The 21,361-nt window shown below is 66.1% G+C and carries 20 protein-coding genes and 1 rRNA gene; 12 read left to right on the forward strand and 9 right to left on the reverse strand.

Annotated features, from left to right (window positions below; translation table 11 throughout):
* Positions 1-56: 56 nt before the first annotated feature.
* From VX037_RS22230 to VX037_RS22245, 4 genes are all read left to right on the forward strand, one after another.
* Positions 57-1,703, forward strand: a complete 1,647-nt coding sequence (locus VX037_RS22230; protein ID WP_328715903.1) for a glycosyltransferase family 87 protein — start codon at positions 57-59, stop codon at positions 1,701-1,703.
* Between the two features lie 129 nt (positions 1,704-1,832).
* On the forward strand, positions 1,833-2,204 hold the full coding sequence (locus VX037_RS22235) for an HNH endonuclease (protein ID WP_287016358.1): 372 nt from the start codon (positions 1,833-1,835) through the stop codon (positions 2,202-2,204).
* Positions 2,205-2,214: 10 nt separating this feature from the next.
* Positions 2,215-3,213 carry an acrylyl-CoA reductase family protein gene (locus VX037_RS22240; RefSeq protein WP_328715886.1) on the forward strand — a complete coding sequence of 333 codons (999 nt, stop codon included), beginning with the start codon at positions 2,215-2,217 and terminating at the stop codon, positions 3,211-3,213.
* A 41-nt stretch (positions 3,214-3,254) separates the two neighbouring features.
* Positions 3,255-3,662, forward strand: a complete 408-nt coding sequence (locus VX037_RS22245; protein WP_235723409.1) for a hypothetical protein — start codon at positions 3,255-3,257, stop codon at positions 3,660-3,662.
* 8 nt (positions 3,663-3,670) lie between these two features.
* Here the strand turns inward: VX037_RS22245 and VX037_RS22250 are convergent, their stop codons facing one another.
* From VX037_RS22250 to VX037_RS22275, 6 genes are all read right to left on the reverse strand, one after another.
* Positions 3,671-4,252: a GNAT family N-acetyltransferase gene (locus VX037_RS22250; protein WP_328715887.1), complete on the reverse strand. Its 582-nt coding sequence runs from the start codon at positions 4,250-4,252 to the stop codon at positions 3,671-3,673.
* Positions 4,249-5,688 carry a hypothetical protein gene (locus VX037_RS22255; protein WP_328715889.1) on the reverse strand — a complete coding sequence of 480 codons (1,440 nt, stop codon included), beginning with the start codon at positions 5,686-5,688 and terminating at the stop codon, positions 4,249-4,251. Before VX037_RS22255 ends, VX037_RS22250 begins: the two co-directional genes overlap by 4 nt.
* Positions 5,689-5,891: 203 nt before the next feature.
* On the reverse strand, positions 5,892-7,196 hold the full coding sequence (locus VX037_RS22260; RefSeq protein ID WP_266063688.1) for a PucR family transcriptional regulator: 1,305 nt from the start codon (positions 7,194-7,196) through the stop codon (positions 5,892-5,894).
* Positions 7,193-8,665, reverse strand: a complete 1,473-nt coding sequence (locus tag VX037_RS22265; protein WP_328715891.1) for a phytoene desaturase family protein — start codon at positions 8,663-8,665, stop codon at positions 7,193-7,195. The genes VX037_RS22260 and VX037_RS22265 overlap by 4 nt, the downstream gene beginning before the upstream one ends.
* A complete protein-coding gene (locus VX037_RS22270) occupies positions 8,662-10,506 on the reverse strand; it encodes a DUF3556 domain-containing protein (protein WP_328715893.1) in 1,845 nt (614 codons plus the stop codon). Before VX037_RS22270 ends, VX037_RS22265 begins: the two co-directional genes overlap by 4 nt.
* A gap of 120 nt (positions 10,507-10,626) precedes the next feature.
* Complete coding sequence (locus VX037_RS22275; protein WP_328715894.1) at positions 10,627-12,087, reverse strand: class I adenylate-forming enzyme family protein; 1,461 nt, start codon at positions 12,085-12,087, stop codon at positions 10,627-10,629.
* Positions 12,088-12,354: 267 nt separating this feature from the next.
* Here VX037_RS22275 and rpsF point away from each other — a divergent pair, with 267 nt between their 5' ends.
* From rpsF to rplI, 4 genes are all read left to right on the forward strand, one after another.
* Positions 12,355-12,636: a 30S ribosomal protein S6 gene (gene rpsF / locus VX037_RS22280; RefSeq protein WP_235723416.1), complete on the forward strand. Its 282-nt coding sequence runs from the start codon at positions 12,355-12,357 to the stop codon at positions 12,634-12,636.
* A 113-nt stretch (positions 12,637-12,749) separates the two neighbouring features.
* Complete coding sequence (locus VX037_RS22285; protein ID WP_266063684.1) at positions 12,750-13,259, forward strand: single-stranded DNA-binding protein; 510 nt, start codon at positions 12,750-12,752, stop codon at positions 13,257-13,259.
* An 18-nt stretch (positions 13,260-13,277) separates the two neighbouring features.
* A complete protein-coding gene (rpsR, locus tag VX037_RS22290; protein WP_160901853.1) occupies positions 13,278-13,535 on the forward strand; it encodes a 30S ribosomal protein S18 in 258 nt (85 codons plus the stop codon).
* A gap of 17 nt (positions 13,536-13,552) precedes the next feature.
* On the forward strand, positions 13,553-14,005 hold the full coding sequence (rplI, locus tag VX037_RS22295; protein ID WP_235723418.1) for a 50S ribosomal protein L9: 453 nt from the start codon (positions 13,553-13,555) through the stop codon (positions 14,003-14,005).
* An 85-nt stretch (positions 14,006-14,090) separates the two neighbouring features.
* Here the strand turns inward: rplI and VX037_RS22300 are convergent, their stop codons facing one another.
* Positions 14,091-14,819: a GAF and ANTAR domain-containing protein gene (locus tag VX037_RS22300; protein WP_266063682.1), complete on the reverse strand. Its 729-nt coding sequence runs from the start codon at positions 14,817-14,819 to the stop codon at positions 14,091-14,093.
* A gap of 527 nt (positions 14,820-15,346) precedes the next feature.
* Between VX037_RS22300 and VX037_RS22305 the strand changes: the two genes are divergently transcribed.
* On the forward strand, positions 15,347-15,625 hold the full coding sequence (locus tag VX037_RS22305) for a hypothetical protein (protein ID WP_328715896.1): 279 nt from the start codon (positions 15,347-15,349) through the stop codon (positions 15,623-15,625).
* 19 nt (positions 15,626-15,644) lie between these two features.
* Here the strand turns inward: VX037_RS22305 and VX037_RS22310 are convergent, their stop codons facing one another.
* Positions 15,645-16,310, reverse strand: coding sequence for a hypothetical protein (locus tag VX037_RS22310; RefSeq protein WP_442903735.1), 666 nt, complete (start codon positions 16,308-16,310; stop codon positions 15,645-15,647).
* Positions 16,311-16,872: 562 nt separating this feature from the next.
* Between VX037_RS22310 and dnaB the strand changes: the two genes are divergently transcribed.
* Both dnaB and VX037_RS22320 read left to right on the forward strand, forming a co-directional pair.
* The gene (gene dnaB, locus VX037_RS22315; RefSeq protein ID WP_235723421.1) at positions 16,873-19,122 is read left to right on the forward strand and encodes a replicative DNA helicase; all 2,250 of its coding nucleotides are present in this window, start codon (positions 16,873-16,875) and stop codon (positions 19,120-19,122) included.
* 428 nt (positions 19,123-19,550) lie between these two features.
* Positions 19,551-19,931, forward strand: a complete 381-nt coding sequence (locus VX037_RS22320; protein WP_328715898.1) for a hypothetical protein — start codon at positions 19,551-19,553, stop codon at positions 19,929-19,931.
* 88 nt (positions 19,932-20,019) lie between these two features.
* On the opposite strand, the gene VX037_RS22325 is transcribed toward VX037_RS22320, so the two are convergent.
* The gene (locus VX037_RS22325; RefSeq protein WP_328715900.1) at positions 20,020-20,790 is read right to left on the reverse strand and encodes an alpha/beta fold hydrolase; all 771 of its coding nucleotides are present in this window, start codon (positions 20,788-20,790) and stop codon (positions 20,020-20,022) included.
* A gap of 496 nt (positions 20,791-21,286) precedes the next feature.
* On the opposite strand from VX037_RS22325, the gene VX037_RS22330 reads away from it, so the two are divergent.
* Positions 21,287-21,361, forward strand: a 16S ribosomal RNA gene (locus tag VX037_RS22330); the annotation flags it as partial.

Here is a 21,361-nt window from a genome sequence, read left to right on the forward strand (position 1 = left end):
TGACCGTGGCAGAGGAGAACTCGACCGAACCGGGCTCCCCCGGTGATCTGTCGGCGATGACCGACGACCGCGGGCCGGGCTCGGACTGGGAGTCCGCGGCGGCACTTGCCGCCGACACACGCCTCGATCGCACGCGGGTGCTGCCGAGTCGCACCGACGTCGTCGTGCATGAGGCGTCGAACGTGGTGGGCGGTCCGGTCGGTCGACACGCGGCGGTCGGCCGCAGTCGGGCGTGGACACCGATCCGTGTGCTGTTCCTGCTGGCGCTGTGCGCGTTGGCGGTGAGCTGGTTCGGCAAGGCCAGTTGCCTCCAGCAGGCACCGGCCGACGAGAACTCCCCGGCCGGCACCGAACTGCGGCTCGACTGGGACGATCAGCGCCAGTACACCAACCTCTGCTACTCGGATGTGATCGGGCTGTTCGGAGCCGAACGCCTCAATGAAGGCGCCTTCCCGTACCGCACCTTCTGGTACGAGCAAGGCCCCGACGGCCAGCAGATCAAGCGGTACATGGAGTACCCGGTCATCACCGGCATGTACATGTACGGCATGGCGACGGTCGCGCGCGCCTGGCTGTCGGCGCACGAGAAATGGGGTGTGCCTGCCGCTCTCGACGTCGTGCTGTTCTTCGACCTCGCGGCACTCGGACTCGCCCTGTTCTGGCTGGTCACCATCTGGGCCACCGCGCTCACCGCGCGCCGCCGTATCTGGGCGGCCTGGATCGCGGCACTCTCACCCCTGGTGGTGGTGCACGCATTCACCAACTTCGACGCCATCGCCACCGCCATGGTTGCGCTCGCGGTTCTGTGTTGGGCTCGACGAAAGCCTTGGCTGGCCGGTCTTTTCATAGGGTTGGGCACGGCCGCGAAACTGTATCCAGTGCTGTTGCTGGGTGTGCTGCTCGTATTGTGTCTGCGCTCGGGGCGGTTACGGGAGTTCGCGCAAGCTGCGGCCACCGCCGTGCTGGTGTGGGTGGGCGTCAATCTGCCGATCCTGATCCTCTACCCGCAGGGCTGGTGGGAGTTCTTCCGCTACAACTCCGATCGCGCTGCCGAGAGCGACAGTCTCTATCGCGTGATCAGCTCCGCAGTCGGATTCCAGTGGAACGTCACGGTGCTCAACGTGGTCTCGCTGGGCCTGCTCGTGCTCGTCGCGCTCGGCGTCGGGGCCGTGGCGCTCGGTGCGCCACAACGACCTCGGTTGGCGCAGTTGGCGTTCCTGTTGGTGGCCGGATTCCTGCTCGTGAACAAGGTGTGGAGTCCGCAGTACTCGCTGTGGTTGGTGCCGTTGGCGGTGCTCGCGATTCCGCACACTCGCTTGTTGTTCGCCTGGATGTTCGTGGACGCACTGGTGTGGGTGCCGCGGATGTCGTTGTATCTCGACGCCGACCGCCGCTGGCTACCCGACGAGTGGTTCACCGCGGTGATCGTGTTGCGCGCGCTGATGGTGATCGGGCTGTGCGCGGTGGTCTTGTGGCAGATCTGGCACCCGGCCGACGATCTTGTGCGCAATCCGCGTCGCGACGACCGCGACCCCGGGCCCGAGCATCTGCTGGATGACCCCGCCGGCGGTGTCCTCGACGGTGCCCCGGATCGATTCACTGTGCGCGGCGGACGTCGCCGCGCCGCCGTCGAGTCAACGCCCAGCCCCGGCCCCCCGGCCCCGCCGGGCCCGGCGCCCGACCTCACGCCGACGGCGCCCTGATCTCTGCCGACGGAACCCGCAATCCCGCCGACGGAACCCGCAATCCCGCCGACAGAACCCGGTGTCGCGTCGACAGCATCCCCGCGTGCCTGCGTCGTCGTCGGTCCGGCCGATATTAGGCTCGGCGCTATGGCACGTGGCGGCTCCCGGCGAGCGCGAGCGGGACGTAAACGGCAGCGCCGAATGCGCCTCGCCGACAACGACCTGAGCCCGTTGCAGTGGCAGGAGATCAAGACGGCCTGGGGCGGATGCGCCTACTGTGGCCGCACCGACACCGTCCTCCAGCGTGACTGCATCCAGCCGCTCTCGGTCGGTGGACGCTACACCGAACTCAACGTGGTCCCTGCCTGCCGCTCCTGCAATGCCAGCAAGTGCAACACCGAGGTGACGTCCTGGATGCGTCGCAAAGGGCTCGACGAAGAGCTCTTCCTGCGGCGGCTGGTGAGTATCCGCGCCTCCCGGGTCGTCGTGCCGGACCCACCGGCCGATGCGCTTCAGTAGGGTGCGATACATGGGTGACGTACAAGCGCTGGTGGCACATCAGGACGACGACGGCAACATCGACCTCGTTCATGAAACCGTCGAGGAGAGCTTCCTGCCCGACGGCGACGTCGAGATCGCCGTCGAGTACTCGGGCGTGAACTTCAAGGATGCGCTCGCGGTGTCTCCGAAAGGCGGTGTGGCCCGGTCATACCCGTTGATTCCCGGCATCGACCTCGCCGGCACCGTCCGCTCGAGCAGCTCGCCGCAGTTCTCCCAGGGTGATGTGGTGGTGGCCCACGGCTACGACATCGGTACCGGCCGCCACGGCGGCTACGCCGACACCGCACGACTGCCCGCTGACATGGTGGTCAAACTGTCCGGGTTGTCGGCGAAGGATGCTGCGGCCATCGGCACCGCGGGCTTCACCGCCGCGATGAGCGTGGAGGTGTTGACCGCGCACGGCATCACCCCGTCCGACGGTCCGGTCCTGGTCACCGGGGCGACCGGCGGGGTCGGCAGTGTCAGTGTCGACCTGTTGGCCGCGGCCGGGTTCGAGGTGATCGCCTCCACCGGCAAGGCCGATGCCGCCGACCTGCTGCACACCCTCGGTGCCACCGAGATCATCGGCCGACTTCCCGAGGAGGGCGAGAAGGTCCGTGCGCTGGGCAAGACGCGGTGGGCGGCCGTCGTCGACTGTGTTGGCGGCGCCACCCTCGCCTACGCCCTGAGCACGCTGAAGTACGGCGGTGTGGTGGCCGCCTCCGGTCTGGCGGGCAGCGCCGACCTCCCGACGACGGTCCACCCGTTCATCCTGCGTGGCGTCACCCTCGCCGGCATCGACTCGGTACAGCTGCCGATCGTCAACCGCCGCGCGTTGTGGGCCAAACTCGAGGGCGAACTGCGGCCGCGTCACCTCGACGACGTGACCACCGACGTCGCGGTCACCGACCTACCCAAGTCGATCAAGACCATCCTCGCCGGTGGTGTCACGGGCCGTACCCGGGTCCTCGTCGCCGGCGAATTCTGATCACGGGTTGGCGATGAACCCGCTCGGGTATCACTGAAGGCATGCCAGATCGTGCCGAACAAGTCTCCGATACCACCGCCGAAGCGGCCGGGAAGGTCTCCGAAGCCCTGGAGTACGTCGAACGGGCCCGTGGTCACCTGTACAGCTTCCATCAGCTGATCGGACACGCCGATCTGGTGCTGGGCGAGGCGGTGGATGCCCTGCGTGCCGACGGCCACACCGACCTCGCGGACGCGCTCGAGACCGAGATGGTCGGGCGCAACGTGCTCAACGGACGGTGGACCTTTCAGGTCGTCGAAGAGTTCGACGACACCTACTGGTTGCCGTTCCGAGCGGCCGACCAGCGCGTGCGCGATGAGTTGATGGACGGTGTGCGGCACCTGCACGAAGCGCGGATGAAAGAACAACGCCGCACTCACGGCCACCCCGATCACACCGAGAATCCGTAGGGATTCGTCTACCCGGAAATCCGCTCCATCAGGCCTGCCCTCGCCGTCGGCCAATCGTCGTCGGTCATCGCGTACTGCGCGGTCGTGCGCCACCCGTCTCCGAAGCGTCGGTGTTTGCGGAGCAGCCCTTCGAAGGTCGCACCCAGCTTGGCGATCGCGGCCCGCGACTGGGCGTTGTGCTCATGTGTGTGCCACACCAGCCGCACCGCGCCGCAGTCCTCGAAAGCGTGCCGCATCAGCAGGAACTTGGCCGTCGGGTTGATCGTCGTGCCCTGTACATCTTCGGCATAGAAGGTGTAGCCGATCGTGGCCGCCAGGTTGTACGGGTCGATCTCGTAGTAGCTCGTCGAACCGACCAGACGCCCGTCGGTGTTGTCGATGACGGCGTAGGCCACCCGATACGACGGGTCGGCGCGCGCGCTCTCCAGCCACCGCCGACTCGACTCCGGGTCCGTCGGCACGCCCGGTACCCAGCGGAACCGATCGGGGTCGTCGACGAGCTGTGCCAGCGCTTCGGCATCGTCGGACACCAACGGCCGCAGCGTCACCCGGCCCATGGACAGCGGTTCCGTGCCCAGCCAGGCGCTCACGATGTCGTGACCAGGTCGGGTTCCGGCGGCCGGACCCGGCGACCGAAGGAGGCCAGCGGTTCACGTAGCGGCGCCCGGACAAACGCGAAGATCAGGTAGGCCAGCACCACCGCGTGCACCCACACTCCCACGTTGACGCCGGTGATCACCCACCACTTCATCGGCGAACCGGACGTGTAGATCCCGAACAGCCGGAAGATGGTGGTGTCGAGGATGAAGTCGGCGATCAGATACGCGGCGATCACCGGCCACCGCACCTGCAGCAACACGAAAAACGGCAGAATCCACAGCGTGTACTGCGGCGAGTGCACCTTGTGGAACAGCATGAATCCAGCCAGCATCGATGCCGACACCCCGATCCAGGGGTAGACGCCCTCGCGCTGGTAGACCCGCCAGCCCAGGAACACCGCCAGCGCGAAGGCGGCGACGATCAGCATCGGCGACAAGAGTCCGACCAGTGTGTTGTAGGTGTCGTTCTGGCCGCCGGTGAAGTGACGCAGACCCCAGTACCAGATGGAGTTGGTGTCGACGTCGGCCTTGCGTTGGCCCTGGAACGACAGGGCCGCCCGCCAGCCCTCGAAACCGAGGACCATGAACGGCAACTGGATCGCGATCACGGTCAGGGTCGCGGCCACCGCCACCCAGGCCGCTCCCACCCAATCGATCTTCCGGCGCAGCGGGGCCGCGCCGCCGGGGCCGGCCCCCGCGCCGTAGGTGAGGACGTAGATGGCCAGCGGCAGTACGAAGAAGCCGGGATAGAGCTTCAGACAGAAGCCGATGCCCAGCAGGATCGCCGCCAGGATCGCCGCGGTCCGCACCGACAGGCGACGTTCCCCGGTTCGCGGACTGATCGTCGATCCCCACGCCATCACCGCCACCGCGCTGACCGCGGTCGCGACCACCGGCAGCTCCCAGTTGTGGAAGGCGTAGAGCACCAGGGGTGGGGTGGCCGCCCACAGCAGCACCCACCAGCGGGTCATCAACGCCAACATCACGGTGATCGCCAGCCCGAACGGCACCAGTAGCCACACCGAATGCTGGAAGAACTCGGTGTCGGTGTGCGCGCCGATCGCGCCCAGCCACATCAGCATCCCCGACAGCACCGGGTATTCGACGACGCCGCCGAACAGCTTGCCGTGCGGGGTGATGCCACCGTGGATGAACGGAAACACATGATTGTTGATGTCTCGGCCGATCCACAGGTACATCAGGTCGGAGTAGCAGGGGATCACCGCATCCGGGTCACCGACCGGCCAGTGCGAGCTGCGGCCCTCGTCGAGGAACGGGGCGCCGCCGCATTTGATCTTGACCTGATAGCTCCACCACATCGTCAGACAGGTGGCCAACAGGGAGACGACGAGGATGAGCGCCATCCGGCCGCGCCCGGCCAGCAACGCGTGACCGAAGCGCGCCGGCGCGGCGGGGGATGCGGACATGGCCTACAGGCTAAGTGGCACCCGGCGCCCGACACCGGTCGGGCCTGGACACACGTGGCGCTCGTCGCCATCCGGCGGCCGGCGGTGCCGCATGACGCTGACTGAAATCAGCTCCCTGAGACTCGTCCGAGGGGATATCCCCTCGGACGACGCTCACGGAGCTGATTTCAGGAGGCCTTGGCGTCCGTTGGGGTTTCCCGTGCTCATGACGACCCGGTGAGCACCACGGAACCCAGGATTTCGGCGACGTGCAGCGCCAGCTCGGTGTCCAGGCGGTGTTCGGACAGCGGCCGGCCCAATTCGTCGGTGGCACGCCCGAGGCGATACTTCACCGTGTTGCGGTGCATATTCAGTTTCTCGGCGGTGGTCACGTAGCTGTTGCCAGAAGCCAGGAACGTGCGCACGGTCTCCCGCAGACGCGCGGCCGCGTCGGTATCGAGCGACAGCGGGCCGAGGACGTCGTGCACCCACCGTCGGGTGGCGTCGAGGTCTCGGGCCAGAACCGCCACCACCGCCATCCCTTCCACGTTGTGCCCGACGACGCTCATCGCCGGGTTGGTGGACACGATGGCCACATGTTTGATGGCCTCGGCCTGATCGTGGCTGCTACGGAACCCGTCGGTGCCCGACGCGGGGGCGCCGAAAGCCACCCGCAGACCGGGCACTGCGGCGGTGACGGAGCGCAGCACCGCGTCATTCGTCGGGTCCACATCTGCGGGGGAACCGAACCAGACCCACGCCGTGCTGCGGTCCACGACGGTGAACAACGGCGGTCGCACACACCCCAGACGGCCGGCCATCTCTCGTGCCGTCGTCTCCAGCAATCCGGTGTCGTCGCTACCCGGGTTGGCGCGATCGATCCACAATGTCGCCGCAAGATGAAGTGGTTGCAGCGAGTAACCCGTTCGCAGTGCGAACTCGCCGGCCGTCAGGTCCTCGCCGCGCAGCACCTTGCCCACCATCGCCGACACCACGGTGGCGTTCTGCTCGACCGAGAACCGTCGGCCCTCTTCGTGGATCTCCAGCACCACCCCGGTGATCCAGTCCACGTACTTGTGCATCCACCCCGACAGGTGATGCAACACATGCAGTTGCATCTCCGGCGGACAGTCGAGTCCGCGGACCTCCTCGAACATGAACGCGAGCAGATCGTCGGACCCGAAGTGGTAGGCGCGCCGCAACGACGACGCCGGGATGCCGCGCTGCCCCAGCCGGTCGGCGTACTCGGTGGCCGCGGTGATGGGCTGCACGTGGTCGAGCGGGATGTCGTTGCGGATCATCTGCAGGATCGTGGTGATGTTGCCTTCTACGCTGGCGTGCAGCATGTCGAGCAGATCCGGTTCGGTGAGTTCGTCCATGCCGGCCTCGATGGCCGCATTCATCGACGCGTTGATCTCGGCGAAGCGCGCCTGCAAACGGTCGCCCACCACGGCGACCAGACGATGCACTTCGGCCGCCTCCGGTGCATTCGGCGAGACAAGACGACGCTGAAGCGACCCGCTGCTCATCGCGGCCGCTTCAGGTCGGCGGCCATCGGCTCGCTCGGCCGGTCCAGTGCGTCGAGCAAACCTCGATGTCGCAGCGCGGATCGGGCCGCATGCCATCCGCACATCCCATGGGCGCCCGCACCGGGCGGGGTGGCGGCCGAGCACAGATATACGCCTTCCACGCCCGTCGCGTACGGGTTCGCCGCGACCCGCGGCCGGAAGATCAGCTGTGTGGGGGTGTTCGCGCCGGTGATGATGTCGCCGGCGACGTAGTTCGCGTTGTCGGCGGTGATGTCGGCGGTCGCGCGGATATGGGTGGCCACGATCCGCTCGCGAAAGCCAGGTGCGAACCGTTCGATCTGGTCGATGATCTGATGCCGCGCATCACCGCGGAACCCGGCGGGTACATGGGCGTATACGTCGACCGGATGGATGTCGCCCACCGACCGGTCGCGATCGGCGAGATACTGCTGGCCGACGAGGAGGAACGGCTCGTCCGGCATGCGCCCATGCCACACCTCGCGTTCGGCGGTCACCACGGCGGCGGCGTCGCCGACCGCATGTACGGTGCCGGCCTGCCGCGCCGGCGCGAACGACCACGGCACGCCGTCGCGCACCGCGAATGCCACCTGGAAGGCCGCCGGGCCATGCCGATACCGGCGGTAGGCCCGGGCGATGCGCGGCGGTTGCCGCGCCCCGAGGATCGCCGCGGCGGCACGGGGAGCGGTGTCGAGCAGGACGATGTCGGGATCGCCGAGGTCGTCGAGGCTCGAGACCGTCACCCCGGTCTCGACCCGCCCGCCCAGCGATGTCAACAGCGACATCATCGAAGCCCCGATGGCCTGTGACCCACCCACCGCGACGGGCCAGCCGAAGCGATGCGCGGCGGTGCCCAACGCGGCCCCGATCGCCGACGACAGCGGCGTCGACAAGGGATGAAATGCGTGCGCTGCCACCCCCGCCCACAATGCGGCCGCTTCATCGGTGGAGAACAGGCGGCCCACCCAGGTCGCTGGGGGAGCGGCGAGGACACCGAACCGACCCAGCGCGATGGGATGGCGCGGCAGATGCAGCATCGGCTGCAGGAATTCGGTGGCGATCGCGTCGAACCGATCGGTGAGCGGGCCGAACACGCGCGCGTATCGGTCGCCGTCGACGCCGAGGCCCTGCGCCGTCGTCGTCACCGATCGGTGGACGGCAGCCCCGCGCCCGCCATCGAGCGGATGCGCGTACTGCACCGGCGGTAGTGCCCAACGTAATCCGTGAGCAGCGAGATCGAATCGCCGGGTGAACGGGTTGTCGGTGGCCAGCGGATGAAAGCCCGAACACTCGTCGTGCAGCAGTCCAGGCACCGTGACCTGAGCGGATCGGGTGCCACCGCCGGGCGTCTGCGCCGCCTCGAGGACGGTGACCGAGACGCCGGCGGCGGCCAGCGTGATGGCGGCAGCGAGCCCGTTCGGCCCGCTACCGACCACGACGCCCTGTGTCATGCACCCACCTTAGGCTCGGCGGTGACCTCGATGTCGGCGGTCGTGGCAGCCCCGGCGGTCACATATGCGGAGCCGTCCGACGGTGCCACATAGCCGGGCCGGGTCCAGGTGATCGTGTGCTTGATCGGACCGTTCGGCAGCCACGGCAGTTCCTCGGTGGCGTCCTTGACCACATACGTGCCGCGTTCCACCACGCCGAGCGCTGCGTCGATGACCTTGTATGTCACGTAGTTCTTGTGGATCGGCTGCGATTCGGTCCAGGTGACGATCAGCTCGCCGGGAGCGAAGTTGCAGCGGCGCTGGACCGCGGCGATGGTGCGCTCATTGTGCAGATGGGCGTCGCCGAACTGCCAGCCGATCAGCGTGGTGCACACGAACTCACCCTCGCGGACGACGTAATTGTCGAGGTCGTCGGTGTGGCGCATCAGCAGCGAGATCAATGCACGACCCATCGAGTGCATCGTCCGCCACGCGACGGCCTTCTGCATGAAGATCTCGCCGACCTCCGAGCCGTAGGCCGCGGTGAGTTGATCGATCTGGTTGGCGTTGGACTTGGTCAGATAGGTGTTCAGCTTCTCCTCTGCGTGGCGGCCGCGGAACGCCCAGACCGCCGAGGCCCAGTTGCCGGCGTACTGCCGCATCGACGGCAGGAACGACACCAGGTCGGGTCGGAGGTTGCCCAGGACCGGGAACGTCGCCGCCGCGACGATGGCGAAGATCAACCAGCCGGTGCTCATGTCGGTCACCGCCCAGCCCTCACCGGCCGGGTGCAGCCAGAACAGGAACCAGGCCGAGAACATGAAGAACACATTCCATTCCAGCGGCACCGCGAGCGGGAACGTCGAGATGATGAAGAAGTGGAAACCGAGCATGCCGATCAGCGCGGCCAGGGTCAGCCACCTGTTGGTCGAGAACAGCAGGATCAACGGCAGCGCCAGTTCGACGACGGTGCCCAAGCCGTGCCCGATCGAGCTGCTCAGGTGTGAGGGTCGTAGATCGCGCGGGAAGTCGCGGTAGAGCTTGCGCTTGAGGCGGGTCGAGGTGATCCACGGCGTGTTGGACACCATCGCGGCGATGACGGGGCTGAAGTGGCGGCCCAGTTTCGAGATGCCGGCGCCGAACCAGCTGGCGAACATGAAGATCTTGGCTGCGACGATCATGTCGACCACCGAGCCGGCCGCGGCGAAGACGAACAGTGCCGCCAGATACTGCTCGGAACGGGCGGCGAGGAAGACGGTCTTGTCGCGCAAGCCCATCGCGACGATGAGGCCGATGTAGCTGAACATCGCCCACTGCGGTGGCAGGCCGGCCTCACTGCCCGGGACCCGCGCGGTTTGGGTGCCGGGGAAGACCACCAGGAACACCAGGTTCGCCAGGATCAGCGCGTAGATCGCGATATCCCAGTACTGCCGGGTGTCGCCGCGTGTGAAGGGCACCTTGCCCGGCCAGGCCGGCACCCGGATCGTGCCCGGTTTGAGCCAGTACAGGCAACCGCCGATGAACGGGGAGAACTTGAACGCCAGCGGACCCGATGAGGAGGCCAGTCCGAGTACTTCGAACAGCACCGTCCAGGCCATCAGCTTGATGTAGACGATCGGCTCGGTCCACCAGGACGTGAACTCGGCGAACCCGCCCAACCCGGGTGTCGTCAGGCCCACCAGCGCGACGCCGACGATGGCGTAGAAGGCCATCTTGTAGATGTAGAGCATGTTGAGCTGTTTCGGGCCGCCGAAGCCGTGTTCGGCCCAGTGCACGGCTAACAGCTTCATCCGCGCCATGAACGGCATCGAGCCGAACTCGGCCGGGTCCACCGGCGGCATCTCGGCTGTCTTGAATCCCATGGGGAGTCCTTTCCTGTCAGGTGTTTTCGGGTAGGGGGTATCGCCGCACGACGAGGTGTTCGTGTGTGCGGTCTTCGGTGGTTGAGGCCGGCGGCCGTGGGTGACGACCGTCGACCGGGCTCAGACGGCCATGAGTCGTGCTCGCAGCGTGGGTTTGTCGATCTTGCCCACCGGGTTCTTGGGCAAGGCCGGCAGCACGGTGATCTCGGCGGGCACTTTCACGCGCGTCAGATGATCGGCGCAGTGCGCGCGCAGCTCGTCGGCCGAGACGTCGGCGTCCGGATAGCCCACCACGTAGGCGACCGGAACCTCGCCGAGCAGGGTGTCGGGTCGGCCGACGACGGCCACCTCGAGTACGCCTGGTGCGCTGGCGAGGGCCGACTCGATCTCTTTGGGATAGAGGTTCTCCCCGCCCCGGATGATCATGTCCTTGATGCGGTCCACGACCTGTAGGTAGCCGTCGGCGTCGAGGATGCCGACGTCGCCGGTGTGCAGCCATCCGTCGACGATCGTGGCGGCGGTGGCCTCCGGGTTATTGAGGTAGCCGGCCATCACCGTAGGCCCGCCGATCAGCACCTCACCGCGTTCACCCGCTGGTACGTCGTTGCCGTCGGGGTCGACGATGCGGATCTGCTGACCGGCGATGGCCGGGCCGACGGTGCCGAGTTTGCGGATCCCGTCGACCGGGTTGCACGCCGACGCGCAGGTGCCCTCGGTGAGGCCGTACCCCTCGACCATGGTGAAGCCGAACCGATCCGACACCGCAGCCAGCAGCTCCTCGGACACCGGCGCGGCACCGCAGACCGCGAAACGTACCGACGACGTGTCCGGCTCGACGTCGGCCGGTGTTGCGGCGAGCAACGCGAAGATGGTTGGTACCGCGGAAAAGTAGGTGGGCCGCAACCGTGCCAGGTCGTCGAAGAACCGGCTTGCCGAGAACGAGCCGACGATGGTGACGTGCCCGCCGGCGCGCAGTGGCGCGAACGTGGAGACCATCAGCGCGTTCACGTGGAACAGCGGCAGGATCAGCATGCAGTGGTCGGCCGGGGTGAGGCCGAAATGGTCGACCATCATCGACGTCATCGCGTCTACGTTGGCGTGGGTGAGCATCGCACCCTTCGGCCGGCCGGTCGACCCGCTGGTGTAGATCACCAGCGCCAGGTCGTCGGGTCCGGGTTCGCGCGGCGGGACGTCGACGGTGATCTCGGTGGCGAGGTCGTCGACGCCTATCGCGGTCGCATCGGGGTGCGGAGAGTGCCCGTCGACGGTGACGACGACGCGGGCACGTGAATCGTCCAATTGCCGCGACGCCTCCGCGGCGGTGAACGCCGGGTTGATCGGGGTGGCCGCAGCGCCGATCCGCCAAGCCGCGGCGACCACGATCACCAGTTCGGCGCGGTTGGGCAACATGACCGCAACGACGTCGCCCACCCCGACCCCGGTATCTCGCAGCTGCTGTGCGACCGCCGCGGCGCGGTCGTCAAACTCGCTGTGCGTCAGGCTTATCCGGTCGTCGGACACCGCCGGTGCCGAACCCGATAGACCGGCGAGCCGCCACGGCAGATAGTCGAAAGCTGTCATCACTCACCTTCACGCGGTCTGGAATATGTGATGAATGACGCTAATCGGCGCACTGTGATCCAAACCACGTCCTGCCGGAACGAAGTCTGAGTCAGCCGTTGTCACAAACGCACAAAGCGCCCGAGGGCTCTCGCGAAGTTCGTGATCGCGCATCGATTTCGCTGGTCAGGGGTGTGTCGTGTATCTTGGAGCGGTTGCCGACGCAGGCGACCCTCCTGCCACGGACAGTCCGTGGCCGACCTAGCCCATAGGAGGTGATGTGGTCTTATGCGTCACTACGAATTGATGGTCATTCTCGATCCGAATCTGGACGAGCGCACCGTCGCACCCTCACTGGATACTTTCCTCAACGTTGTCCGCACGGATGGCGGCAAGGTGGATGGTGTCGACATCTGGGGCAAGCGCCGTCTCGCCTACGAGATCGCCAAGCACAACGAGGGCATCTACGCGGTCATCGACCTCAACGCGGAGCCCAAAACGGTCACCGAGCTCGACCGCCAGCTCAAGCTGAACGAGTCGGTGCTGCGCACCAAGGTCCTGCGGAAGTAATCCACAGTTCCTCGATCGACACCAATGCAGTCGGTGCCGGGCTCTAGGGTTGAACCCAACATCCCGGTACGCGTCGATCAACGAGTGCCCAACCACGACCCAAGGGGAGACACATGGCAGGCGACACCGTCATCACCGTCGTAGGTAACCTGACCGCCGATCCGGAACTGCGGTTCACGCCGTCGGGCGCCGCGGTGGCCAATTTCACGGTGGCCTCCACGCCGCGGACCTTTGATCGTCAGACCAATGAGTGGAAGGACGGCGAAGCGCTGTTCCTCCGCTGCAACATCTGGCGTGACGCCGCGGAGAACGTGACGGAAAGCCTGTCCAAGGGAACCCGGGTCGTTGTGCAGGGCCGCCTCAAGCAGCGGTCGTTCGAAACCCGTGAGGGTGAGAAGCGCACTGTGGTGGAACTCGAGGTCGACGAGATCGGTCCCTCGCTGAAATACGCCACCGCGAAGGTCAACAAGGCCTCGCGTGGCGGCGGAGGCGGCGGATTCTCCTCCGGCGGCGGCGGTAGCCGCGGCGGCGGAGGAGGTCAGCAGGTTGCCGACGATCCTTGGGGCAGCGCCCCCGCGAGCAGCGGATCGTTCGGTGGCGGGGACGACGAACCACCTTTCTAGAAACACACTGGAGTACCAATGGCAAAGGCAAAGAGCAGCCGGAAGCCTCGCGTCGAGAAGGTCACCAAGACCAAGGCGTGCAGCTTCTGCAAAGACAAGAAGGCCGTCATCGACTACAAGGACACTGCGCTGCTGCGCCGTTTCCTGTCCGATCGCGGCAAGATCCGGTCGCGTCGTGTGACCGGCAACTGCGTGCAGCACCAGCGCGATGTCGCTGTGGCCGTGAAGAACTCGCGTGAGGTGGCGCTGCTGCCGTTCACCTCGACCGGACGCTGAGCGGGAAGGGGACTGATATGAAACTCATCCTGACCGCCGCCGTGGAGAACCTCGGCGAGGCCGGCGACTCCGTCGAGGTCAAGGACGGCTACGGCCGCAACTACCTGCTGCCCCGCGGGCTGGCCATCAAGGCCACCCGTGGTGCGGAGAAGCAGGTCGAGGACATCCGTCGCGTGCAGGCTGCCCGCGAGGTCCGTGGACTCGAGCACGCCAACGAGCTGAAGCAGGCCATCGAGGGCCTCGCCGAGGTCTCGCTGGGTGTCAAGACCCACGACTCGGGCAAGCTGTTCGGTTCGGTGACCGCCGCTGACGTCGCCAGTGCGATCCGCTCGGCCGGTGGGCCGGCCGTCGACAAGCGCAACGTGGAGCTGCCGAAGGGCCATATCAAGGCCACCGGCAACTACCCGGTCGTGGTGAACCTGCACCCGGACGTGCGGGCGACCGTCGAGCTCGCGGTCGTCGCAGGCTGACCCGACCTCTGGTCGTTCAACGATGCCGGCCGGTCCCTCTGGGGGCCGGCCGGCATCGTTGCGTCGGGGCGCTGCACGGGCGGCGTCACACGCCGGCGTCGCCCGCTTCGGCCACCGGGGCATCGACATCCACGAGTTGGCGCGCCACATCGCGCAGTGGCCGATTCGACTCCTGTGACAGCTTTTTGAGCAGCCCGAAGGCGTGGTCGGCGCTGCAGCGATAACGCTCCATGATGATGCCCTTCGCCTGGCCGATGATGTCGCGGGTCGCCAGGGCAATGGCGAATTGTTCTTTGCGGCGCAGCGCATCCCACGCCAGCGACGCATGCGTGGCGTAGGCGTGGCCGACGTCGAAGGCGTCCTCGTCGAAGGCGTGTGGGTTGTCGGCGCACACCGTCAGCGCGCCGAGCGTGTGCGTCGAACCGGCGAGCGGGAACTTCAGCAGCGATCGGATCGGGGTGCGCTCGAGGGCCAGCCGGCAGTAGGTGGGCCAGCGCGTCTCCTGCGCCAGATCGTCTATCCGGATCGGCTCCTTGTCCGCGACGAGCTGCAGGTAGGGGCCTTCGTGCACGCTGTGCTGGATGTCGTCGAGGATCGCCGGATTGCAGTGGGTGGATGCAGGCGTGTCCACGATGTTCTTCTCGGTGGTCACGGTGACCGCCGCGTACTGTGCGCCCGGGATCAACCCGGCCGCACCGACGGCAAGGTCGTCGAGGGCCAGCGATACGTCGGTCTCGGCATGGCGTTGCACCCGTTCCATCAGATCGGCGATCTGACGCTGGAGTCGAGCGCTGTCGACTCTGTCGAATTTCAAGTCGGAGGACCTCTCACCGGCTCAAGACCCGGCCAGCAACGATCACACGGCGGTGCCGGGTCGCTGCTTGTTCAACGTGAGAAGAACTTTACCCACCCCGAAAAATTGCCGCTCTCGGTGTCGCCCATATTCTTCCGTGCCCGGTTATCGGACCTGGTCGTTCTCGATACGCCACTCACTCCGTTCGCAGCTACTCGATCCAAGGATCTCGATACGCCACTCACTCCGTTCGCAGCTACTCGATCCAAGGAGTAGTGCGAGCGTCGAGTCCCAACTGCTGGTCGAGTAGTCCGAGCCGCTAGGCGAGGACGTATCGAGACCAGCGCCACCCACCACGACGAAGATCCCACCTGCGTAGTCGGAAGACCGATGACGCCCCCACCCGTCAAACTCGCGTAGCGCAGTACGCGTGGCACACCCGCAAACCCGCCGTAGCGTCATTCCCACGAGTTCGCCATATCCGGGGGGACCGGATGGGCGCAACGAGGCGAACGTCCACAGGGCTCGTGCGACAACACATCACAGCCATGCAGGAGACGTTCGCCATGCTCATCACCATCATCATCGCCGGCGCGATCGTCGCCGTGCTCGTCTACTTCTTTCAGCCGTCGATCGATTTCGCACGCTACGAGCAACGCCAGGTCATCGCGGCCCGAGAACGGACCCAACGCATGGTCGAACGCCGCGAGCGGAGGGTTGCTGCCGCTGCCGCTCGCGCGAGCGCACCTCCGTCACGCAGTCAGGCGCATCGACGCTCGCATGCTTGGGTGTTCGATTTCGCCACACAACTCCGGTCCTTCATCTGACCGTGGACCCCGGGAACCGTCAGCGCGGCGAAACCGGGGACGCCGGCAACTGATTCCAGTACTGCAGTCGCGGCGGCAGATAGCGCGGCGCCGGATTCGGGCTGTGCGCGGTGTCGCCACTGGGGAAGAAGAATTTGTGCCAGCCCGGGGTGAAGATCAGCGCCCGCGAGCCGGTTCGGCAGGCCACGACATCGGCTCGAGGCGCGGTGCAGGTGACGCCGTAGAGGGTGACTCTGCTGCCCACCGACAACGTCGGCGGCACGAAACCCGACGGTGCACCGAAGCGATACGTGGTGGCCGGCGGCACCCACCACGGACCCTGCTGATCACCGGAGATCGCCGCGCCTCGGATCCCCGCCGGCGCCGTCGCCGGATGCCCCTGACAACCCACGTAGCGGTAGCCAGGACCGATCTGACACATCCAGCGTCCGACCCGCAAGAATCCGCGACCGTTGTCGACGTAGGCCAGGGAGCGGTACTGCTCGGGATTGACCGGCTGATATCGGGCCAGGTCGAACTCGACCGGCAGTGTCGGGCCGGGAGGGGCGGCCGACGAACTCGGCGCGGGACCCGTCAGCACGGTGACCACGGCGACGCCGAACGCGGCGATGATCGTGGCCACGGTGCGCCGCGGTCGGTGTGTGCGCAATTGGCGCAGAAGTTGTTGCCTCCCCACGCCGACCATTCCAGCACACGTGCGAGGTGCGCGGGCCCGGTCGTAGCGATTCTGTGGACAGTCGACCCACTCCGGCCTGATACCTGGCGGACGCATTGACCAGGTGTTACCCGGGTCACATCCGATGTTTACCGAGTTGTTGGCAACGCGTGGTTGATCCTTGAACGCAACACGCCGATTCCGTCGCTCCGCGTGACACGCCGAGGGAATTTTCCACGCCCACTGTGGATGAAGCATTATGCCCGTGACCTGCGACGATATTTGTCCACAGGAAGTGTTTCCCCATGTTGTGCACAGGGGGTTAACAACACTCCCGATCGCGTCCACAGTCCGTCCACAGTTTGCTGACAGTGTTGTGCACAAGTGCGTTTGAGCGGGCGCGGATCGGGGATCTAATGTGCTCCGTCAGTGCTTCTGCGTGAGCGCTCGGGGTCCGTCGGGGAAACCTGTCGGTGCCACCGGATACCACGGAGGCAAGCACGACCGACGTCGGCGGCACACGCCGCAGACGCCACAGAGTCGGACCCACTCGAGGTCGAGTGGTGCAAGTACTGCGAGAGGTTTGACACGGGTGGCAGTAGTCGATGACCGCGGGCATGAACCGGGCCATTTGGAGCCGGTGTCCGGTGGACGAGCTGGCCGTCGGAACGACGACGTTCCCGCGGAGGACTTCGGGCGGCAACCGCCCCAAGACATGGCGGCCGAGCAGTCGGTGCTCGGCGGCATGCTGCTGTCCAAGGACGCCATCGCCGACGTGGTCGAGAAACTTCGGTCCGCGGACTTCTACCGACCCGCGCATCAGGCGGTCTACGACGCGATCCTCGAGCTGTACGGCAAGGGGGAGCCGGCCGACGCGGTCACGGTGTCGGCCGAATTGGAGCGCGCCGGTGAACTGCGCCGGGTCGGCGGAGCGCCCTATCTGCACACGTTGATCTCCACCGTGCCGACCGCAGCCAACGCCGGCTATTACGCCGAGATCGTCGCGGAAAAGGCCATTCTGCGTCGTCTGGTGACGGCCGGAACCCGCATCGTGCAGTTCGGCTATGCCGGTGCCGATGGACAGGACGTCGCAGAGGTCGTCGACCGTGCGCAGGCCGAGGTGTACGAGGTGACCGAACGTCGCACCGCCGAGGACTATGTGCCGCTCGAGGAATTGCTGCAACCGACGATGGACGAGATCGACTCCATCGCCTCGCGCGGCGGGATCTCACTCGGCGTGCCGACCGGCTTCGTGGATCTGGACAAGATCACCAACGGTCTGCATCCCGGGCAGATGATCATCGTCGCCGCACGACCTGGTGTGGGCAAGGCGCTCGCACTCGACACGCCGCTGCCCACCCCCACCGGCTGGACCACCATGGGTACCGTCGGCGTCGGCGATCAGCTGCTCGACGCCCGGGGCCGACCGACGCGGGTGGTCGCCGCGACCGACGTGATGACCGAACGCCCCTGCTACGAGGTCGAATTCAACGACGGCACCATGCTCGTCGCCGACGAAGAGCACCAGTGGGTGGCCGATATCGACGGCAAACGCCAGACCGTCACCACCGGCACCCTGCGGGCCCACGTCGGGTGCGCGGTGGTCCGCAACACCGAGCCATTGGATCTGCCGCGTAAGCGCTTCGCCTACGGGCCCTATACCGTCGCCGCGCTGGCGGGGATGGCCTTCGACGATCCAGAGATCAGCATGCGGATCGACGCCGAGGGCCCCGTCGACGTAATGACATTGATGGCCGATCTCGGCGGGCGCATCCCGTTCGAGTATCTGCGGGGGTCGATCGCGCAGCGTCGGGCACTGCTCGCGGGGTTGCTCGACGCGCGTGCCACGGTCGACGACGACGGTTGGATCACGGTGCCGGCCGCCACGCGGCACATGACTGCCGTCGTCGCCGACCTGGTGGCGGGTTTGGGGTACAGCTACAAGCGCTCGGCCACCGGCTGGCTGCGTGTGGACGCCGACGACGATGTGTTCACCGTGCACCACAAGGCAATTCGGCACAAGGAGCTCCGCCGACGCGCCGGGGTGCGCAGGCTGGTCGACGTGCGGCCCATCGACTCGGTGCCGGTGCGCTGCGTCGAGGTGGACAACGACGACCACATGTACCTCGCCGGCGAGGCGATGGTGCCCACCCACAACTCGACCCTGGCGATGGACTTCCTGCGGTCGTGCTCAATCCATCACGGGCTGACCAGCGCCATGTTCTCGCTGGAGATGAGCAAGACCGAGATCGTGATGCGTCTGTTGTCGGCGGAGGCGAAGGTCAAACTCGGCGACATGCGTGGCGGATCGATGACCGACGACGACTGGACCCGTCTCGCCCGCCGTATGGGCGAGATCTCCGAGGCTCCACTGTTCATCGACGACTCGCCCAACCTGACGATGATGGAGATCCGCGCCAAGGCGCGACGCTTGAAGCAGCGCCAAGACCTGCGCCTCGTCGTCGTCGACTACATGCAGCTGATGACCTCTGGCAAGAAGGTCGAGTCCCGCCAGCAAGAGGTCTCCGAGTTCTCCCGCCAATTGAAGCTGCTGGCAAAGGAACTCGAGGTTCCCGTGGTCGCGATCAGTCAGCTCAACCGCGGGCCGGAACAGCGGACAGACAAGAAGCCGCAGGTCTCTGACCTGCGCGAATCGGGCTCACTCGAGCAGGATGCGGATATGGTGATCCTGCTGCACCGCCCCGACGCCTTCGAGCGCGACGACCCACGCGCCGGTGAGGCCGACATCATCCTGGGTAAGCATCGGAATGGTCCGACGGCGACGATTACCGTTGCGCACCAACTGCATTTGAGCAAGTTCGTGGATATGGCGCGCGGGTAGGGCTTGCTTGCTAGCTGCTGGCCCGACCGGTTGCAGGCACATGTCGTCGTCGACTACCGGCAGCTCAGAAGAGTGAAGGACCACGACAAGACACCTAAGGTCGAGGCGACCGGCTGGTCGGATGAGTTTCGCGAGCGGGCAGCTCGCCGAGCATCGGCCCCTCAGCCCAAGTGGTCTGCATGCAGTCGGCTTGACCCGGCGGTGGCGCGGAGTCTGCAGAAGTTCCAGGTGGGCGAGAGTGGCGACGGACGGCACCTGATCGAGAATGCCCGAGCCACTGGTGACCCGGATTATGCGATCGCGGTCGAACTCTTTGTCGCAGAGGAACAGAATCACGCGCGAATGCTGGCGCACTTGCTGAACGCGGGTGGCCCCGGGACGAAGCGCTCGCACTGTCGGACACCGTCTTCGTACACCTGCGTAGATTGATGGGCCTACGACTCGAGCTGATGGTGCTCACCATCGCCGAAGTCGTTGCGCTTCGCTACTACCGCGCTCTGGCCGACGGCGGTCGCGATTCAGTCCTGATCGACGTCGCCGAACGGATACTCGACGACGAACGCCATCACGTCCCCTTCCAGGGTCGCCGTCTCCGCATCGGCTTCCACGCCACACCGACGCCGGCCCGAAAAGTCATGCGGGAGTTGTGGTGTCTCATGGCGGTGGCAGTCATCGTCGTAGTCGCTGTCGATCACGGTCCGGCGCTGCGGGCATGCGGTGTATCGCGGCGCGAGTTCATGGCCGACACCGTGCTGATTTTCTGCGGCGGCCTGGACACGGTCTTTGTGCCCGATCGTCGGACAAGCTGAACCTCGGGCGGCCCCAGGATCGACGGCTCGGCGAGGCCTACGCGGCGTTCGGTGTTCCGCGGAACTCGTGTCAAGGCTGACCGGTCCATCAGGACTGTGCGGCGTCGCCGCCCGTTACCGTGAGGATGGTCCGGGCGACCAGGTCCGGGTCGTCGATCATCGGGATGTGGCCGACATCGGGTAGCGGCAGCCATGTCGCGCCAGGAAGCCGTTCACGCGCTGTAGAACCATAGGTGGCCGCCGGGATGAGGCGAGCGAACTGTGCCCATGCCAGGGTCACCGGGCAGGGCAGCGGGTCCAGAGGATGTGCCCACTCGTCCGGTCTGTACTCGCCCATGAATGGACAGTCGAGAGAATCGTCGATCATGTCGAGGACCTGCGCGGCGGTCAGCCGGTCTCCGTGAAGTGCAACCGGCCGCAGGCTCCGCCGCCGGACCGAAGCGGATCTCGCCGCGAAACGCGCGGCCGGACGCAAGAGGTGCGTGAGAGCACGAGATACGCGAATGGCGTTCGCTGGTCGTCGGTGGGAGGCGCGGTCCCACCAGAAGCCGGCGGGCGAGAACGCGCACACGCTCGCGGCGCGACCCCTACGAGCCAATTCGATCGCGATGCATCCGCCGAGTGAGTTCCCGGCCAGATGAGGTCGGTCGATGCCGAGGTCATCGAGATCGCGTTCGGCAGCGTCCACCACGTCAGACACCTGCGGTGGATGGCGCTGTATCGCCGGCCCGCCGTGATGGCCAAGGAGAGTCAGGGCATGGACATCGTGATGTGCGGACACGAGTGGGACCACGTCCTGCCAGATGCGGTCCGAGCAGGCCACACCGTGCAGCAACACCAGGTGCGACGACGGTGACACAGAACGAGGATGGCACCGAAGGTCAGCAACCCCCAGTGGTATCTGTCCATCACGAGCATCTCGTGCACGCAGAAGCAGGCGCTGACCAGGCGATTTGCGTTTAACGGCGTATGTGCGTAACTTTTCTCCAGTCAGCGCGCCACGGCGCCGCCCGGGAGGCCGAAAGGTCGAACGGGAGTGGAGACCGGGTTCGAGCTGGCCGCCCCTGAGAGTAGTATCTAGGTCGCTGTGTTGCGGCCTGAATAGCGCCGGGGTCGAACATGAAGCTTGCTGGAGTTCGCCTCACTGTGAGGTGGTGCTGGTGGGTGTGTGTTCTTTGAGAACTCGATAGTGTGTTGATGGATTGTCTGATGCCATTTTTTGTGGCATTGGTTTTGTGGATGTCCTGCACTCCTCGTGTGTGGGATGTTTGTGGAGTTTTTTGCCAGTTTTTTGGATTGTTTTTGTCAGGTTTTGCTTTCCTGATTGTGTTGAAACTTTTTGGTTTCAGTGTTTTTTCATGGAGAGTTTGATCCTGGCTCAGGACGAACGCTGGCGGCGTGCTTAACACATGCAAGTCGAACGGAAAGGC

It is taken from the genome of Gordonia sp. Z-3 (assembly GCF_036233855.1).
Lineage (GTDB): Bacteria > Actinomycetota > Actinomycetes > Mycobacteriales > Mycobacteriaceae > Gordonia > Gordonia tangerina.

What these genes read in the sequence shown, in the direction of transcription:
- VX037_RS22270 (WP_328715893.1), bottom strand. Translation starts at nt 10,506, where the DNA reads ATGGGATTCAAGACAGCCGAGATGCCGCCGGTGGACCCGGCCGAGTTC.
- VX037_RS22275 (WP_328715894.1), bottom strand. Translation starts at nt 12,087, where the DNA reads ATGACAGCTTTCGACTATCTGCCGTGGCGGCTCGCCGGTCTATCGGGT.
- rpsR (WP_160901853.1), top strand. Translation starts at nt 13,278, where the DNA reads ATGGCAAAGGCAAAGAGCAGCCGGAAGCCTCGCGTCGAGAAGGTCACC.
- VX037_RS22240 (WP_328715886.1), top strand. Translation starts at nt 2,215, where the DNA reads ATGGGTGACGTACAAGCGCTGGTGGCACATCAGGACGACGACGGCAAC.
- VX037_RS22305 (WP_328715896.1), top strand. Translation starts at nt 15,347, where the DNA reads ATGCAGGAGACGTTCGCCATGCTCATCACCATCATCATCGCCGGCGCG.
- VX037_RS22255 (WP_328715889.1), bottom strand. Translation starts at nt 5,688, where the DNA reads ATGTCCGCATCCCCCGCCGCGCCGGCGCGCTTCGGTCACGCGTTGCTG.
- rplI (WP_235723418.1), top strand. Translation starts at nt 13,553, where the DNA reads ATGAAACTCATCCTGACCGCCGCCGTGGAGAACCTCGGCGAGGCCGGC.
- VX037_RS22235 (WP_287016358.1), top strand. Translation starts at nt 1,833, where the DNA reads ATGGCACGTGGCGGCTCCCGGCGAGCGCGAGCGGGACGTAAACGGCAG.
- VX037_RS22320 (WP_328715898.1), top strand. Translation starts at nt 19,551, where the DNA reads ATGGGCCTACGACTCGAGCTGATGGTGCTCACCATCGCCGAAGTCGTT.
- VX037_RS22265 (WP_328715891.1), bottom strand. Translation starts at nt 8,665, where the DNA reads ATGACACAGGGCGTCGTGGTCGGTAGCGGGCCGAACGGGCTCGCTGCC.
- VX037_RS22310 (WP_442903735.1), bottom strand. Translation starts at nt 16,310, where the DNA reads ATGGTCGGCGTGGGGAGGCAACAACTTCTGCGCCAATTGCGCACACAC.
- VX037_RS22245 (WP_235723409.1), top strand. Translation starts at nt 3,255, where the DNA reads ATGCCAGATCGTGCCGAACAAGTCTCCGATACCACCGCCGAAGCGGCC.
- VX037_RS22285 (WP_266063684.1), top strand. Translation starts at nt 12,750, where the DNA reads ATGGCAGGCGACACCGTCATCACCGTCGTAGGTAACCTGACCGCCGAT.
- VX037_RS22230 (WP_328715903.1), top strand. Translation starts at nt 57, where the DNA reads ATGACCGACGACCGCGGGCCGGGCTCGGACTGGGAGTCCGCGGCGGCA.
- VX037_RS22260 (WP_266063688.1), bottom strand. Translation starts at nt 7,196, where the DNA reads ATGAGCAGCGGGTCGCTTCAGCGTCGTCTTGTCTCGCCGAATGCACCG.
- rpsF (WP_235723416.1), top strand. Translation starts at nt 12,355, where the DNA reads ATGCGTCACTACGAATTGATGGTCATTCTCGATCCGAATCTGGACGAG.